Raw genomic sequence first — 16329 nt, forward strand, 5'->3', positions numbered from 1 at the left:
GGCCACCACCATGCCCCCGATCACCACCCGCACCCGGCTCGCCACCGTGTCCGCGCTGACCGCGCTCGGCGCCTTCGCCTCCCTGGGCACGGCCAGTGCCGCCGGCCCCGCGCTGAACGGAGAGTGGGCCCCCTTCACCCGCTGCCCCGTGGACGCCCCCGCGATGCTGAACGCCGACGGCTTCGAGAAGACCCCGCAGTGCGTGGTGTCCACCTCGGCGAGCGGCACCATCAAGCTGGGCAAGACCACTGTGACGACCGGCCGGACCAACCTCCAGATGGGCGTCGTCCAGAAGGCGGACGGCACCAGCACCGTGGTCGCCCCGGCCTCCGGCGCGCTGGTCGCCGAGCCCGCCACCGTGCCCGGCGGACTGCTCGGCCTGATGTGCCCGAGCGACATCTTCGTCATCACGGGCATCTGCGAGTCGCTGGAGAACTCCAGCCTCAACAAGATCACCGCGACCATGGAGTCGGTCGGCACGCCCTACGCCTTCGACCAGACGGCGGGCGTGCTCACCGACATGCCCATCGTCGCCCTGCCGGTCCGCATCCACCTGGAGAACCCGCTCCTCGGCGGCAACTGCTACATCGGGACGGCCGCGAACCCGATCGTGCTGCGCCCGGAGAACCGCAACCTCCCCGAGTTCGGCATGACCTTCTTCCAGGGCGACGGCACCGAGGACCCGGCCGGCGAGATGAGCCGGATCAACCTGACCGGCGCCACCCAGAACGACGGCACCTTCGCGGTGCCCGGCGCCACCGGCTGCGGCCTGAACGTGGGCCTGATCAACGCCGCGGTGAACGCGAAGACCGGGCTGCCCTCCGCCGCCGGGAACAACAGCCTCACCCTCAACGACACCCGGACCCACCTCACCGGACTCAACGCGCCCGGGACCGTCGTCCCCGACGCCGGCAAGGTCCTGGCCGAGAACTGGCACTCCGCCGTCGAGTAACGGCCAAAGGCACACACAACCGTGACACGATTCCTCCCCAAGAGATGTACAACACAACAAAGTTGATTTACCTTCAGCTTTGCCAGACCGGTGAACGCCCAGCGGGCCGGTCCAGGCGCCGCCCGCCCGGGGCGGGGCCCGCCCGGTCCGCCCCACCGGACATGTCGACGGCAAGGGATCACTCATGCCCGCAATCGCGCGTCCCTCGGTGCTCGGTGAACCGCTCGACCCCCTCCCCAAGAAGTTCGCGGCCTTCATGCGACCGCTGCTGCCGGGGCTGCTGAACGAGATACGCACCGAGGTCACCCGCAGCTACCCGGTCTACGGCAGGCTGCTCAACGGCCCGGACGGGGACGCGATCCGCCAGGGCGTCGAACAGGCGCTGACCGCCTTCGTGGACCGGGTGGCCGACCCCTCCAGCAGCTCGGAGCTGCGCGACGAACTGCTGCGCAGGTTCGGCCGGGTGGAGGCCTACGAGGGCCGTGACCTGGAGGTGCTGCAGGGCGCCTACCGGCTCGGCGCCCGCATCGCGCTGCGCCGGGCCAAGACCCTGGGCCGGCAGTACAGCCTCTCCCCCTCGCTGATCCTCGCCTTCGCCGACGCCCTCTTCGCCTACGTCGAGGAACTGGAGGCGATCACCCGCGAGGGGTACGCGGAGGTCCGGGAGCGGGCCGCCTCCGAGGAGTCCGCGTTACGAAGACAGTTACTCCACTTCCTGCTGGCCGCCGCACCGCTGCCCCGCACCGCCGTCTCCGAACTGTGCAGGGCCGCCGCCTGGGAACTCCCCCGGACCTGCTTCCTGGTCGCCCTGCAGCCCCCGGCGCCGGAGCACATCCAGGCGGGACTCGACCGGGACGTCCTCGCCGACCTGGACATCCCCCAGCCGCACCTGCTCGTGCCCGGGGACGCCACCCCCGCCCGCCTCGGCATGATCGCCACCGCCCTGGCCGGCACCCGCGCCGCCGTGGGCCTGACCGTGCCGATCACACAGGCCGCCGACTCCGTCCGCTGGGCCCGCCGGGTGCTGCAGCTCGTTGACGACGATGTCATCCCCGACGCTCCGCTGATCCGCTGCGAGGACCACCTGACGACCCTGTGGCTGCTGTCCGACCCCGCCCTCGTCGACCGGATCGCGGCCCGTGAACTGGCCCCGCTCGACGCCTTGCCGGCCCGGCGGCGCGACCGGCTGGTCGAGACCCTCCGCGTCCACGTGTCCACCCGGGCGCCCGCGGAGCAGGTCGGCGAGGTGCTGGGCGTCCACGCGCAGACCGTCCGTTACCGTCTGCGGACGCTGGACACCCACCTGGGCGACCGCCTCGCCGACCCCGACCACCGCTTCGCCATCGAGGTGGCGCTGCGCTCGCTCCACCTGCGCGGCCACGACGACGCGGAGTGATGCCCAGGGCCGGCGCATGCGTCCGGGTCAGTAGGCCACGGGCCAGCCGCTGCTCCAGTCCAGCAGGTTGATGCCGAGCTTGGGCGTGCCGTTGTCGTTGCCGTCGTAGTAGTGGTAGACGATCAGGTCGCCGTCCACGTCGTTCATGATCGACTGTCCGCCTGGGCCGATGACGCTGCCGTGCGACTCCAGGACCGGCGTCCCGCCGTTGTTCGTCATCGAGACGCCGTCGCGGTCCCGGTAGGGCCCGGTGACGCTGGTCGCCCGGCCGACCTTGACCTTGTAGGTGGAGCTGGTGCCGGCGCAGCAGGTGTCGTACGAGGCGAAGAGGTAGTAGTACCCGTTCCGCTTGACCACGTACGGCGCCTCGACGGCCTTGGTGCCCGTGGGGCGGGAGGCCAGGGAGCGGCGGGCGGTGTCGGAGGCGTGCTGCTTGCCGGTGGCCGGGTCGATGCGGATCATCTTGATGCCGGTCCACCAGCTGCCGAAGGAGAGCCACCACTTCCCGTCGTCGTCGACGAAGAGGTTCGGGTCGATGGCGTTGTAGTCGCTGGCGGAGTTCGACGTGTAGACGATGCCGTAGTCGCTCCAGCTGCCCGGCGCTCCGGTGGTGGAGCCCGCGAGTCCGATGGCGGAGGTGTTGGAGCCGAAGGACGAGACGGAGTAGTACATCAGGTACTTGCCGCCGTGGTACGAGATGTCCGGCGCCCAGGCCTCCGGGACGTCGGAGTACTGCGACCACCAGCCGGGCCGGGAGCCGAAGGCGTCGGCGCCCGCGGCGAAGGCGGTGCGGTCCGAGGACGACTTGCTGCTGATGCCTCCGCCGGTGGCGTAGAGCCGGTACTGCCCGGACGCGGTGCGGATCATCGTCGGGTCGTGGGTGACGACGGAGCCTGTGACCCGGCCGGGGTCGGGGTAGGCCGACGCCGTGGAGGGGACGAGGGCGAGCAGGGCGGCGGTGGGGAGAGCGAGGAGTGCGGCTCGTCTGCGACGCATGGGGGCTCCTGTTCCACTTCTCATGTTCTACATATCGAACATTGGTCGCATTGTCGGACGCTGCGCAGTGACGGAACCTAGGATCGAAGCGCTTGCGCGTCAATGCCCCGGGCGACAGCGGCGGCCGATGTCCGGAAAACGCCGAATGTCGAAGGCGACCCGCGCATGCATTCGAACCGGGGAGCCACCGCTTCCGCGCCCGTCCCACCCCTCCCCCGCCACCATGGCCTCCCGGAACGCCGACTGGACTCCCGTGGTCGCCGCCGACTACGTCGCCCCGGCCAACGACCCCGTGGGCATCCGCATCGCCTTCCCCGGCCGCCGCGTGGCCGGCATGACCGTCACCGAGCGCTGCAGGTGCCGCCCGCCTTCTTCGTGCCGGGCGCCGAGGGCTTCGAGACCACGGGCCGGGAGGTCAAGCCGCCCAAGGTGATCCTCGACCGCCGGGCCCGCGCAGACGCACTCCCGGCCATTTCCATCGGGGCGTTCCCATCACGGCGGGCCGGCGCCCCACCCCCAGAAAGTGTGTGCGGTCCGCCCGCACGGCGGTCCTCGTACCGGACCACGGGGCGTCCGCTGGGACAATGGCCCGGCACAGGCGGTCCCGGGCAGCCGACGGGATCCAGAGGTACCGCGCGCAACAGGAGAGGCTCCCTTGGAGCTCAGCAGGCCCCACAGGCTCGGCAGACGAGCGTTCAGCGCCCTCGCGGGCACCACCGTCCTCGGTCTCGCGCTCGGCGGCAGCGTGAGCAGCGCGGCACTGCCCTACTCCGGCCCCGGCCCCGTGCCCACCGGGCCGCCGCCCGGCCCGCCCGGTGCCGACGGCCGGCGCCACCGGGTCGCCCTGGACCGGTACTCCCTGCTGGTGGACGGCAGGCGGCTGGCGCTGTGGTCCGGCGAGCTGCATCCGTTCCGGCTGCCGAGCCCGTCCCTGTGGCGGGACGTACTGCAGAAGCTGCGGGCGTACGGCCACAACGCGGTCGGCGTCCGCCTCGCCTGGAACCAGCACTCCCCCGCCCCCGGCAGATACGACTTCACCGGCGTCCGTGACCTCGACCTGTTCCTGCGCACGGCCGCCGAGTGCGCTCTGTACGTCGTCGTGCACCCCGGCCCGTACATCGGCGCGGGGGTGGACGCCGGGGGCCTGCCCGGCTGGCTGACGACGGTCGGGGCCCGGGCCAGGACCACCGACCCCGCGTACCTGCGCCACGCCGACGAGTGGCTGAGCCGGGTGAACGCGATCGTCGCCCGCCATCAGTTCACCCGGGGCAGCGGGACCGTACTGCTCTACCGGGCCGACACCCCCGAGCGCGCCGACCTGGACCATCTGCGCGAACGGCTGCGCGCCGACGGCATCGAGGTGCCGCTGCTGCACGCCGACTCCCCGCTCGCCCGGCAGGAGCCCGAGCGGACCCGGGACGCCGCCGAGGCGCGGCGGCTCCACTTCGCCCGCCTCGCCCACGGGAGCACCCTGCACAACGTCCACATGGCGTTCGGCGGCACCTCGTGGGGGTGGCTGCCCGCACCGTCCGCGCCCTCCCCCACGTACGACCCCACCGCCGCGATCGACGAGGCGCGCCGCCCGACGGCCAAGCTCGCGCCGCTCCACCAGCTCGGCCACCTCCTGCGCCACGTCCCGGACTTCACGCGGATGAGCCAGGCACCGGCGATCCGGGCCGCGGACGCCCGTATCCAGGTCCGGCGCCTGGCCAACCCGGACACCGGCGCCCAGGCTTACGTCCTGCGCAACGACTCCGCGGCCGACGTCACCTCGTCGGTGCCGATGGGCGGAACCGAGGTGGAGGTCACCGTGCCCGCCCGGGACGCCAAGCTGCTCGCCACCGGGCTCCACCTGGGCGCGGGGCGCAAGCTCGCGTACGCCACGGTGCAGCCCATGCTGGCCATGAGCGTGGGGCGGCTGGACATCGCCGCCTTCGTGGGACGGGCCGGCGAGATGGCCCACCTGGTCCTCGACTGCCCGAACGAGCCGTGGCCGACCCGGCTGGACGAGGAGGCCGCCTGGACCTTCGACGACGGCAAGCTGCACGTGATGGTGCCGTTGAAGGAGGACCGGCTGACCCGGGTGCGGGTGCGCAGCGGCGAGACCGACCGCACCCTGCTCCTCCTCTTCGCCGACGACGCCGCCTCGCTGCGGCTGTGGCCGTACGAGACCCCGTCGGGCCGCATCCTGGTGCGCGGCCCCGAGCTGTTGCGCGAGGCCACCCTGGACGGTCCCGTGATCCGGCTCACCGGCGACACGGTCGACGAGCGCGAGCTGGAGGTGTGGGCACCGCCCGGCATCACCGACGTCACCTGGAACGGCGAGCGGGTGCAGTCGGGCCTCGGCCGCGCCCTGAGCCTGATGACCGTGTGGCCGCTGCCGGGCGTGCCCGACCTGGTCCTGCCCGCGCTCGACGGCTGGCGGCGGCGCACGGAGAACTTCGAGCGCGAGCCCGACTACGGCGACGAGGGCTGGCCGGTCGCCGACCGCCGCACCTCGCACAGCACGACACCGGTCCCCGACGGCCGGCCCGTGCTCTTCGCCGACGACTACGGCTTCCACTACGGCGACGTCTGGTACCGCGCCCGCCTCGACGGCGCCTCCGGCCTGAAGTCGGTGTCCCTCGCGTACAGCACGGGCGCCGACGGGCTGCTGATGGCCTGGCTGGACGGCGAGCCGCTGGGCACCCACCGGCCGGACGGGGCGGGCGACGGGAAGGGCACCTGGACGGCCACGGCGGAGTTCCGGCTGCCGCGGGCCGTGCGCGAGTTGCTGCGCGCGCGGCGAGGCGGGGACAGCGGGCCCGCCGTCCTGTCCGTCCTGGTCCGGCGCACCCAGCACGGCCAGGACGCCTACCGTGCGGCCCGCGGCCTGACCTCGGCCCGCTTCGAGGGCGCCTCGCCGGACGTCCGCTGGCGGATCATGGGGGCGGCCGCTCCCGACCCGGTGCGCGGACCGCTCAACCACGGCGGCCTGTACGGGGAGCGCCACGGCTGGCACCTGCCCGGGTACGACGACGGCGCCTGGGACCAGGGGTCCCCGTCGACGGCCACGGACGAGGACCGGCGCCAGGGCGTGACCTGGTACCGGACCACGTTCCGCCTGGACGTCCCACCCGAGATCGACGCCTCCGTGGGCCTCGTCCTGGACGGCTCCCCGGACCTGGACCTGCGCGTCCAGGTCTTCCTGAACGGCTGGAACATGGGCGGGTACGTGGGCGGCGCCAAGGACACCCCCCGCACCTTCGTCCTCCCGAACGGCATCCTGCGCACCCGCGCCGCCGCCAACACCCTGGCCCTCGCGGTCCTGTCGCCCGGCACCGCGGCGCCGGCCCTCGGCCCGGTGCGCCTGGAGCTGCTGGGCAGCGCGGCCGGAGGAGTCCCGGTGAAGCCCGTGCCCTCCCCCGGCCGGCACCGCTGACCGGCGCCCGGGTCAGCGCAGCCGGATCACGTTCCAGGAGAGCGGTTCCAGGGTGGTGGTGAGCGTGCCCTCGGCCAGCGTGGTGCCGTCCACCGGGTGCGGGGCGACGCGCTCGGGGTCGGCGAGGGTGTTGCGGGCGTCGGGGTCGGCGTCCGCGAGGGCGCTGTGCTCGACGACCTCCGTCAGGTGCAGGCCGCCGAGGGCGACCTCCAGGGGAAGGGCCTCGGTCCGGGAGCGGTTGACGGCGAAGACGGTGACCGAGCCGTCCTCGGCGCGCACGGCGGTGGCGTGCAGGAGGTCGGCCTCGCCGTACTTCGCCGTCTCGTACGTCGGGGAGTCCACGCGGACGTCGAGGACCTCGCCGCGGCCGTACTTCGAGGCCTGGGAGAAGGGGAAGAAGGTGGTCTGGCGCCAGGCCGGGCCGCCCGGCTCGGTCATGATCGGGGCGATGACGTTGACGAGCTGGGCGAGGCAGGCCACGGTGACGCGGTCGGCGTGCCGCAGCAGGGCGATCAGGAGTGAGCCGAAGACGACCGCGTCCAGGACGCTGTAGTTGTCCTCGAGGATGCGGGGCGCCTCGGGCCAGTCCAGGACGCTCACCTGGGCCTCGGTCCGGCTCATGTACCAGACGTTCCACTCGTCGAAGGAGAGGTTGATCCTCTTCTTGGACTTGAGGCGGGCGCCGACGTGGTCGCAGGTGGCGACGACGTTCTCGATGAACGACTCCATGTCCACGGCGGAGGCGAGGAAGGAGTCGACGTCCCCGTCGTGCGGTTCGTAGTAGGCGTGCAGGGAGATGTGGTCGACCAGGTCGTAGGTCTCCTTCAGGACGGTCGCCTCCCAGGCGCCGAAGGTCTCCATCGCCTGGCTCGACGAACCGCAGGCGACGAGTTCGACGTCCGGGTCGATCTGGCGCATGGCGCGGGCGGTCTCGGCGGCGAGGCGGCCGTACTCCTCGGCGGTCTTGTGGCCGGTCTGCCAGGGGCCGTCCATCTCGTTGCCGAGGCACCACAGGCGGATGCCGAAGGGGTCCTTGTCGCCGTGCTCGGCGCGCAGGTCGGAGAGCGTCGTGCCGGAGGGGTGGTTGGCGTACTCCTGGAGTTCGAGGGCCTCCGCCACGCCCCGTGTGCCGAGGTTGACGGCCATCATGGGCTCGGCCTGGGGTCCGATCTTCTTGAGGAAGGCGATGTACTCGCAGAGGCCGAAGCGGTTGGTCTCGGTGGAGCGCCAGGCCAGGTCGAGGCGGCGCGGGCGGTCCTGCACCGGGCCGACCGAGTCCTCCCACTTGTAGCCGGAGACGAAGTTGCCGCCGGGGTAGCGGACGGCGGTCACACCGAGCTCGCGGACCAGGTCCAGCACGTCCTGGCGCAGGCCCTCGGCGTCCGCGGTGGGGTGGCCCGGTTCGAAGACGCCGGTGTACACGCAGCGTCCGAGGTGTTCGACGAAGGAGCCGAAGAGGCGGGGGTTGACGGCGCCGACGGTGAAGGCGGGGTCGAGGGTGAAGCGGGCGGGGCGCATCTTTTCCTTTCGGTACGGAGTGGGAGGGCTACTGGCCGGCCAGGCCCGTGTGGGCGACGCCCGCCACGATCTGGCGCTGGAAGAAGACGAAGACGACGATCAGCGGCAGGCCCGCCATCAGGCCGCCGGCCATGAGCTGGGCCCACTGGATGCCGTAGGAGTTCATGACGGTCGCGATGCCGTTCGGCATGGTCATCAGGTCGGGGTTGTTGGTGACCATGTAGGGCCACAGGAAGTTGTTCCAGGAGCTGATGAAGGTGAAGATGCCGACCGCCGCGAGCGAGGGGCGCGACAGCGGCACGATGATCGTGAAGAAGACGCGCCAGCGGCCGGCGCCGTCGATGAAGGCGGCCTCCTCCAGCTCGCGCGGGATGCCCTGGAAGAACTTGTAGAGGATGTAGACCATCGCGGCGGGCGCGCACTGCGGCAGGATCATGCCCCAGTAGGTGTCGACCATCCCCATCTGCTGGACGGTGGTGAACAGCGGGACGCCGAGCACGGCCGGGGAGACCATGAGGCCGGCCATCACCACGCCCATCAGGACGCCCTTGCCGCGGAACTCGGTGCGGGCGAAGCCGTATCCGGCGAGCGCGGCGACCAGCAGCACGATCGTCGTCACACACACGGTCACGACCAGCGAGTTGACGAACCAGTTGGTGATGTTGCCGGTCTCGAAGAGGGCCGTCCAGGCCTGGCCGGTCCAGTCGCGCGGCAGCCAGTGCGTGGGCACCTCGACCGCCTCGGTCTCCGACTTCAGCGAGGTGAACAGGGCCCAGGCGAGCGGGGCGAGGAACACCGCGGAGACGGCGGTGCCGAGCAGGGTGAGCACGATCTGGCCGGGTGTCCACCCCCGGCGCGGGCGGGTGCGGGTGCGGATCGGCGGTGCGGCGGTGGTCATCGGCCGCCCTCCTCACGGTTGCGCAGCAGCCACATCCGGGCGAGGGCGACGGCCGCGATGAGCACGAAGAAGATGATGGAGATCGCGGAGGCGTAGCCCACGCGGTAGCTGGTGAAGCCCTGTTCGAGCGTGTACTGCACGAAGGTGCGGGTGGAGTTCTCCGGGCCGGGCCCGAAGTCCTGCATGACGACGGCCTGGTCGAAGACCTGGAGCGAGGCGAGGATCTGCAGCGCGACGACGAGGCCGGTGATGCTGCGCAGCATCGGCAGCGTGATGTGGACGGTGCGGTGCCAGGCGTTCGCGCCGTCCAGCTTGGCGGCCTCGTAGAGGTGGGCGGGGATGCCCTGGAGTGCGGCGAGGTAGAGCAGGAAGCTGAAGCCGACGGTCCACCACAGCGTGGTGATGACGACGGCGAGCATGGCGTACGACTTGTCGGTCAGCCACGGGGTGTCGAGGCCGAAAACGTGGTTGATCATGCCGGTGCCGGGGTTGAACAACCACTGCCACAGGTTGGCGGCGACGGTGGACGGCAGCAGGAACGGCAGGAAGAAGCAGAGCCGCCACAGCCACGTGCCGCGCTCGATGTGATGGGCCAGCATCGCGAGGAGGAAGGCGAGGACGGTGATGCAGGGCACGACGAGCAGCGTGAAGTAGGCGCTGTGGCCGAGCGCGTCCCACATCAGGGGGTCCTGGAGGGCCTCGCGGTAGTTGTCGAGGCCGACGAGGCTCGCGCTGTCGCCGGAGATGTTGGCGTCGGTGAAGCTCAGGTAGAGGCCGCGCAGCAGCGGCCAGACCACGAACAGGGCGAAGAGGGCGAGGAACGGGGCGACGAACCAGCCGCCGTGCTGGAAGCCCTGCCCGCGGCGGACGCCGGCGCTGTCGGCGGCGGTCCTCGCACGTGTCGGGCGGACGATCGTCTCGGCGCTGGTGGCGGTCATGCGGCGGCACCTCCCTGTGCGGCGGTGCGGCCGTCCATGGGGTTCTTCATGGCGAGCAGTTCGGCGAGGGTGCTCTTCATCCGGCGGGCGGCGGACTCGGGCTTCGCGGAGCCCGTCGTCGAGGAGACGACGATCGGGCCGACGCGCTGGGCGAGGATGCCGGTGGAGCCCGCGAACCACACCTTGGGCTCGGTGGCCTGGTGGTCCATGGCCGAGACGTACTCGTTCTGCGGTTGCAGCTTCTGGTACGCGACCGTGGACAGGGTCGGCGTGTAGGCGGGGATGTGGCCGCCGGCCGCCCACTGCCGGGCGTGCTTGACGACGTAGGCGGCGAGCCGGTGCGCGCCCTCGTTGGTGGCGCCGCCGCGGCCGGCCTGGTGCGGCAGGACGAAGGAGTGCGACTCGGCGTGGGTGGCCCGCCTGCCGAAGACGGGCGGCAGCGGGGTGGCGCCGTAGTCGAGCTTCGCGGCGTCGAAGACCGGCACGGACCAGTTGCCCTCCCAGCAGAAGGGCGAGCCGTTGACGAACTGTTCGGCACCGGCGCCGCCGCCGAAGGAGGGGTTGGCGTATCCGTCCGCGACGTGCTCCCGCAGGAACTCCAGGACCTGGACGGCCTTGTCGGTGTCGAAGGTGACCTCGGTCTTGGCGTCGTCGAACCAGGTGCCGCCGAGCTGGGTGTAGAAGGCGACGAAGAACCACCACTGGAAGTTCTGGTCGTTGTGCCACAGCCCGATGGTCTGCAGCCCCTTCGCGGTGGCTTTCCTGGCCTCCTTGAGCACGTCGAACCACTCCTGGGTGGAGGTGACCGGCACGATCCGGCCGTCCGCGCCGAGCAGGCCCGCCTTCTTCAGCACGTCCTTGCGGTAGAAGCAGAGCTGGACGTGGATGTCGAGCGGGAGGGCGTAGAGCTTGCCGTCGATGACGGCGCGCTTCCACAGCTCGGGGTTGAAGTCCTCTTCCCGCACTCCGTACTTGGCGAGCAGGGCGGGGTCCCAGGGGTCCAGGAGGCGGCCGGGCGAGAAGCCGGTGACGCGGCCGAGGTGCATGACACCGAGGTCGGGCGCGCGGTTGCCGGCGGCGGCCATGGCGAGCTTGGTGTAGAAGGGGCTGCCCCACTGGAGGGTGGAGTCCTCCACGTCGATGCCGGGATTGTCCCTGCGGAAGGAGTCCAGCATCGCGATCATGTTGTAGCCGTCGCCGCCGCTGAAGAGGTTCCAGTACCGCACCCGGGTGTCCGCTGCGGAGGCGAGCGCGTCGGCGCCGGTGCCGAGCGCCGCGAAGCCGAAGCTGCCCGCCACCGTCAGACCGCCGGCCGCGGCCAGAAAGTGCCTGCGATTCAGGCCAGGTCGTCCCATGCCCTGCCCCATCTGTTCGATATACCGGATATCGCTCGTAACTTCGAACGGGAAACGTAGGTGGGAAGCGCTTGCGCGTCAATGGTTCGGGCAGGATCCCGGGCAGAGCTTTCCCCGAGAGCGGAGAGACGGCCTCGGACCTGCCGTGGAACTGGCCGACAGGGCACGCCTCTTGGCATATTGCAGGGGGTGGCCGGAGGACAGCCCGGGGGAACGAGGAGACAGCGGTGCGTACCAGGAAGGAGATGCGGCGTCTCGCCGACGCCCTCATCGACCCCATCCGGGTGGCCGTGCCGGCCGACCCCGAGGTGCTGTTCGACGCACTCGTCGCCTCCGTCAGCGCGTGGCGGGGCCGGGAGGTGGTCGTGCACCGGGCGGCGTTCCCGCCGCACACCGCGAGCGGACTGTGGCTGGAGCGCGAGAGCCACGACGACGTGGTGGTGGACGAACGTGCGGCCGTCTGGCACCAGATCGTGATCCTCTGCCACGAGGTCTGGCACATGAGCCGCCGCCGGGCCGAGGCCGAGCGGGAGGCGGCGGCGAACGCCCGGGCGGGCAGCCGGGACCGGCCGGTCGTCCGGAACCGTCCGGTGGCCGCGCGCACCGACTTCTCCCTGGCCGAGGAGCAGGAGGCGGACCGCTTCGGCATGCTGATGGGCAGCCGGCTGCGCGTCTGGCTGGACGCCTCCACCGACTCGGTGTTCGCCGCGGAGGGCGGCGACCCGGACAGCCCGCGCAGTCTCGCCGGCCGCATCGGCGCCGCGCTCAACTACCGCGGGACGACCAGATGAACAGCCTGATCAACTACACGAGTTGCGCGGCGCTCTGGCTCGGTCTCGCGGTGAAGGCACCCGACCTGCTGCGGCACCGGCACGATCCGTATCTGCGGGCCATCTGCGCGGTGCTGGGGCTGGCCGGGCTCTGCTTCCTGCTCGGGGCGCCGCCGACGGTCGGGGCCGTCAACCGGCTCAGCGGTGTGCCCAACCTCGCGGCGCCGCTCACCTACGCGGCGATCACCGGGTACTGCGCCGCCTCCCAGGTCCTCGTCGTCCACTGGCGCGGCGGGCCCGAGGTGCGCCGCACCGCCCGCCGGTGGACGCTCGCCTACGCCGTCGTGGTCCTCGGCATCGGAGTGGCCTTCGCCCTCGGCGACGCGCCCGTGGAGCGCCGTACCGACCTGGACACCTACTACGCGACGACCCCGTTCATCGCCCAGATGATCGTGCTGTACCTGGTCGCGCACCTGACCGCGGTGACCGTCACGACGGTGTCCGCGCTGCGCTGGGCCCGGCAGGTGCGCGGCGGGCTGCGGGCCGGCCTGCTGCTGCTCGGGACCGGTTCGCTGTGCGGCGCCGGTTACAGCGCCGTCAAGCTCGTCGCGGTGAGCGCCCGCTGGTCCGGCCGGGACTGGTCGGCGCTCGGCACCACCGTCTCCCCGGCCGCGGCCGGTCTCGGCGCCCTCCTGGTGGTCGTCGGAGTGCTCGTACCGCTGACGGCGCCCTGGGTGGCCGAACGGCGGCGCGCGTCCCGCGCGTACGTCCGGCTCGAGCCGCTGGAGCGGGCCCTGGACGACCTGCTCGTCCGGCGGGCGCTGCGGCTGCCGCGCCCGCGGTTCGCCTCGCCCGCCATCCTCCTGATGTGGCGCCGCACGAGCATCCACAACGCCCTCGGCCAGCTGGCCGCGTACTGCGACGGGGACCTGTACGACCGGATCCGCGCCGACGCGCTGGCGGCGACGGGGGATCCCGGGCTGGCCGGTGCGCAGGCGTGGGCCGCGGTGATCATCGACGCGCTGCGGCGCGAGGCCGGTCCCGGGCGGGCGTCGCCCCCGTCCCCCGGCACCGGCCGGTCCCCGGTGCCGTCACCGGACCCGGCGACCCTCGCGCGGATCGCCGACGTACTTGCCGGCACCGTGCGGGTGCCGGCCGCCTCCGCCCTGCCCGGCGGCAGGACCAGGGCGGGCACCGCGTGACGGGCGGCGGACCGGCGGGCGGTCGGCGCGTCGCGGCCGGGGAAGTCCCGCGGGAGAGGAGTGGTCGGGCGTGAGTCTCGTCGTCTACCTGGCGGCACTGGTGTTCGGCATCACCTCGGTGCTGCTGTTCCGCCGTCCGCGCACCGCCGTCCGCGACCCGCTGACCCTCTCCACCTGCGCGGCGATCGTGCTCGGTGCCCTGGTCTTCGTGTGCGCCGCCCCGGCCACCCTCGGCACCGTCAACGAGCTCACCGGCGTCCCCAACTTCGGCGCCCCGCTGACCTACGGCATGCTCTCCGCGTACAGCTGTGCGGTGCTGGTGCTGCTGATCAACTGGCGCGGCGGCCCCCGGTCGGTGGTGCGGCGCGCGGCGCTGCGCAGCATGGCCGCCTACGGTCTGCTGGTGGCCGCCATCGTCGTGCTGTTCCTGCTCGCCGACGCGGACACCGAGCGGCTGACCGACCTCGACACCTACTACGCGGACACTCCGTTCATGCGGGAGATGATCCTGCTGTACCTGCTCGGGCACAGCGCGGCGATGCTGGTGATGTGCGCCGTCTGCGTCAAGTGGAGCCGTGAGGTGGACGGTCTGCTGCGGGCCGGGCTGCGGCTCATCGTGCTGGGCGGGCTGCTGGACCTGGTGGGGTTCCAGCTCGCCAAGTACACGGCCGTGGTGGCGCGGTGGGCGGGTCACGACCTCGACGTCCTCTCCACCACGGTGGCCCCGCCGATGGCGTCGCTGGCGGCGCTGGTGTGTTCCGTCGGCTTCACCCTGCCCCGGCTGCTGCCGTCCGTGCTGGCCCACTGGCGGGGGCTGGACGACTACCGGCGACTGGGTCCGCTGTGGTCGCTGGTGAAGCCGGTGTCCACGGCGCCCCGGCAGCCTGCCGCCCGGTGGCAGCTGCCCCGGGCCCGGCTGCAGTGGCGGGAGGTCTCCATCCACGACGCCCTGCTCACCCTGGCGCCGTACTTCGACCACCGGGTCCGGGAACGGGAGCGGGACGCCGCCCTGCGCGCGGGCCGCTCCCCGCACGAGGCCCGGCTGGCGGCGGAGGCGGTGATGCTCGCCGACGCGGTACGCCGGGCCGCCGCCCGCGAGGAACCACCCGACGCCGCCGCTTCCTACCGGCTGCACGCCACCGAGGTGCCCGGCCCGAGCGGGCTGGTGGCACTGTCGCAGGCCCTGCACCACCCGCCCGGCCGGGCCGGCGCGCCCGGCGGCACGAACCCGCCCTCCCTGCCCGGACCCCTGACCGAACCCGAGGAGCCCCATGTCGCGTAGAGCCGTCGTCGTCGGTGCCGGACTGGCAGGGATGCTGGCCGCAGCCGTACTGGCAGACGCGGGCGTCGCGGAGGTCGTGGTCCTGGACCGCGACGAGCTGCCCGACGGGCCGCGCCCGCGCCGGGGGCTGCCGCAGGGCCGGCACGCGCATCTGCTGATGGCCGGTGGGCTGGCCGCGATGGAGGAGATCGTGCCCGGCGCGAGCCTGCGCGGGCGGCTGCTCGGCGCCGGGGCGCACGAGATCTCCCTCAGCTCGGGCACGCTGGCCCGTACCCCCGAGGGCTGGCTGCGCCGCTGGCGGCGCGAGGGGCCCGCCATGCTCACCTGCACCCGGGCGCTGGTGGACTGGACGGTGCGGGACGCGGTGCTCGCGCACACGCCGGCCGAGGTGCGCGAGGCGGCGGTGGTCGGTCTGACGGGGTCGGCGGGCCGGGTGCGGGGCGTGCGGGTGTCGGGGCCCGACGGGGAGGCGGTGCTCGACGCCGACCTGGTCGTCGACGCGAGCGGACGCGGTACGCGGATCGTGCCCTGGCTGGCGGAGCTCGGGCTGTCCGGCGTGCGGACCCGGACCGTGGACTCGGGGCTGGTCAACGCCTCGCGCCTGTACCGGGTGCCGGCCGGGGCGGAGCGGTTCCCGCTGACGGTCGTGCACGCCGACCCGTACGCGTCCCGGCCGGGCCGCAGCTCCATGGTGATGCCGGTCGAGGGGGGCCGCTGGCTGGTCAGCTGCGGCGGCACGCGCGGCGGTGAGCCACCGGCCGACCCCGAGGGCTTCCTGCGCTACACGCTCGGCCTGCCGGACCCGATCGTCGGCCGGCTGATCTCCGGCGCCGAACCGCTCACCGACGTGCGGCTGAGCCGGTCCACCAGCAATGTGCGGCACTACGTGGACAAGGTGCCGCACTGGCCGGAGGGCCTCGTGGTCCTCGGCGACGCGCTCGGCACCTTCAACCCGGCCTACGGGCAGGGCATGTCGGTGGCCGCGTTCGGCGCCCGGGTCCTCGGCCGGGAGCTGGCGCGGGCCGGCCGTCTCGACGCGCCCGGACTCGCCCGGCGAGTGCTGCGGGGCGCGGCGCGCCCGGTGGACGCGGCCTGGGCGATGGCCGTCGGCCAGGACGTCCTCTACCCCGAGACGCGCGGCGGGCGGCGGGCGGGGCTCGCCGACCGGGCGGTGACGGCGTACACGCGGCGCATGACGAGGGCGGCCACCGGCAACTTCGCGGCGGCGTCCGCGCTCTGGGACGTCACCAGCATGCGCACCCCGCCGACCCGGATGTTCCACCCGTCGGCGGTCCTGGCCGCACTGGCCGGCCCCCCGCTCCCGCCGCTGTCCGGACCACCGCTGACGCCCGGCGAGCGCCAGGTGCTCGCCGGGCTCGACCGCGCGAGGGTGTGAGCGAGCAGCCCGTCCACGCGCAGAACCACAACCGCCCCCGCCTCCTCACCCGGCCTCCGCCGGCCCCCACCAGGCACCCCCGGCCCACCGGGCCGCCCCCGACCCCGGCCCCGGCGAGCGCCAGGTGCTCGCCGGGCTCGACCGCGCGAGGGTGTGAGCGAGCAGCCCGTCCACGCGCAGAACCACAACCGCCCCCGCCTCCTCC

Annotated in this window: 12 protein-coding genes; 7 read left to right on the forward strand and 5 right to left on the reverse strand. The window is 72.8% G+C overall.

All coding sequences use genetic code 11. The annotated features are described in order from the left end of the window. The first annotated feature begins 10 nt into the window (after positions 1 to 10). Positions 11 to 952: a hypothetical protein gene (locus AB0P07_RS20085; protein WP_365552359.1), complete on the forward strand. Its 942-nt coding sequence runs from the start codon at positions 11 to 13 to the stop codon at positions 950 to 952. A 184-nt stretch (positions 953 to 1136) separates the two neighbouring features. After that, positions 1137 to 2348 (forward strand): helix-turn-helix domain-containing protein, encoded by a 1212-nt coding sequence (locus tag AB0P07_RS20090; RefSeq protein WP_365552361.1) that lies wholly within the window; start codon positions 1137 to 1139, stop codon positions 2346 to 2348. A gap of 27 nt (positions 2349 to 2375) precedes the next feature. Here the strand turns inward: AB0P07_RS20090 and AB0P07_RS20095 are convergent, their stop codons facing one another. Continuing rightward, positions 2376 to 3344 (reverse strand): arabinan endo-1,5-alpha-L-arabinosidase, encoded by a 969-nt coding sequence (locus tag AB0P07_RS20095; protein ID WP_365552363.1) that lies wholly within the window; start codon positions 3342 to 3344, stop codon positions 2376 to 2378. Positions 3345 to 3999: 655 nt separating this feature from the next. On the opposite strand from AB0P07_RS20095, the gene AB0P07_RS20100 reads away from it, so the two are divergent. Next, positions 4000 to 6765: a beta-galactosidase gene (locus tag AB0P07_RS20100; RefSeq protein ID WP_365552365.1), complete on the forward strand. Its 2766-nt coding sequence runs from the start codon at positions 4000 to 4002 to the stop codon at positions 6763 to 6765. Between the two features lie 12 nt (positions 6766 to 6777). On the opposite strand, the gene AB0P07_RS20105 is transcribed toward AB0P07_RS20100, so the two are convergent. From AB0P07_RS20105 to AB0P07_RS20120, 4 genes are read right to left on the reverse strand one after another with little or no spacing between them, the layout of a single operon-like run. Continuing rightward, positions 6778 to 8283 carry an alpha-N-arabinofuranosidase gene (locus AB0P07_RS20105; protein WP_365552367.1) on the reverse strand — a complete coding sequence of 502 codons (1506 nt, stop codon included), beginning with the start codon at positions 8281 to 8283 and terminating at the stop codon, positions 6778 to 6780. Positions 8284 to 8311: 28 nt separating this feature from the next. Continuing rightward, complete coding sequence (locus AB0P07_RS20110; RefSeq protein WP_365552369.1) at positions 8312 to 9181, reverse strand: carbohydrate ABC transporter permease; 870 nt, start codon at positions 9179 to 9181, stop codon at positions 8312 to 8314. After that, positions 9178 to 10119 carry a sugar ABC transporter permease gene (locus AB0P07_RS20115; protein ID WP_365552371.1) on the reverse strand — a complete coding sequence of 314 codons (942 nt, stop codon included), beginning with the start codon at positions 10117 to 10119 and terminating at the stop codon, positions 9178 to 9180. The genes AB0P07_RS20110 and AB0P07_RS20115 overlap by 4 nt, the downstream gene beginning before the upstream one ends. Beyond that, entirely contained in the window at positions 10116 to 11474 is a 1359-nt protein-coding gene (locus tag AB0P07_RS20120) for an extracellular solute-binding protein (protein ID WP_365552373.1), read from the reverse strand. The genes AB0P07_RS20115 and AB0P07_RS20120 overlap by 4 nt, the downstream gene beginning before the upstream one ends. Before the next feature lie 227 nt (positions 11475 to 11701). Here AB0P07_RS20120 and AB0P07_RS20125 point away from each other — a divergent pair, with 227 nt between their 5' ends. The 4 genes from AB0P07_RS20125 (at position 11702) to AB0P07_RS20140 (ending at position 16124) form a co-directional block, all read left to right on the forward strand. Then, entirely contained in the window at positions 11702 to 12265 is a 564-nt protein-coding gene (locus AB0P07_RS20125; RefSeq protein WP_365552375.1) for a toxin, read from the forward strand. Then, positions 12262 to 13446 carry an MAB_1171c family putative transporter gene (locus AB0P07_RS20130; RefSeq protein WP_365552377.1) on the forward strand — a complete coding sequence of 395 codons (1185 nt, stop codon included), beginning with the start codon at positions 12262 to 12264 and terminating at the stop codon, positions 13444 to 13446. Before AB0P07_RS20125 ends, AB0P07_RS20130 begins: the two co-directional genes overlap by 4 nt. A 70-nt stretch (positions 13447 to 13516) precedes the next feature. After that, positions 13517 to 14728, forward strand: a complete 1212-nt coding sequence (locus AB0P07_RS20135; protein ID WP_365552379.1) for an MAB_1171c family putative transporter — start codon at positions 13517 to 13519, stop codon at positions 14726 to 14728. Then, complete coding sequence (locus tag AB0P07_RS20140) at positions 14718 to 16124, forward strand: FAD-dependent monooxygenase (protein WP_365552381.1); 1407 nt, start codon at positions 14718 to 14720, stop codon at positions 16122 to 16124. Before AB0P07_RS20135 ends, AB0P07_RS20140 begins: the two co-directional genes overlap by 11 nt. The last annotated feature ends 205 nt before the right edge of the window (positions 16125 to 16329 follow it).

The organism is Streptomyces sp. NPDC085944 (assembly GCF_040686295.1).
Taxonomy (GTDB): Bacteria; Actinomycetota; Actinomycetes; order Streptomycetales; family Streptomycetaceae; genus Streptomyces; species Streptomyces salinarius.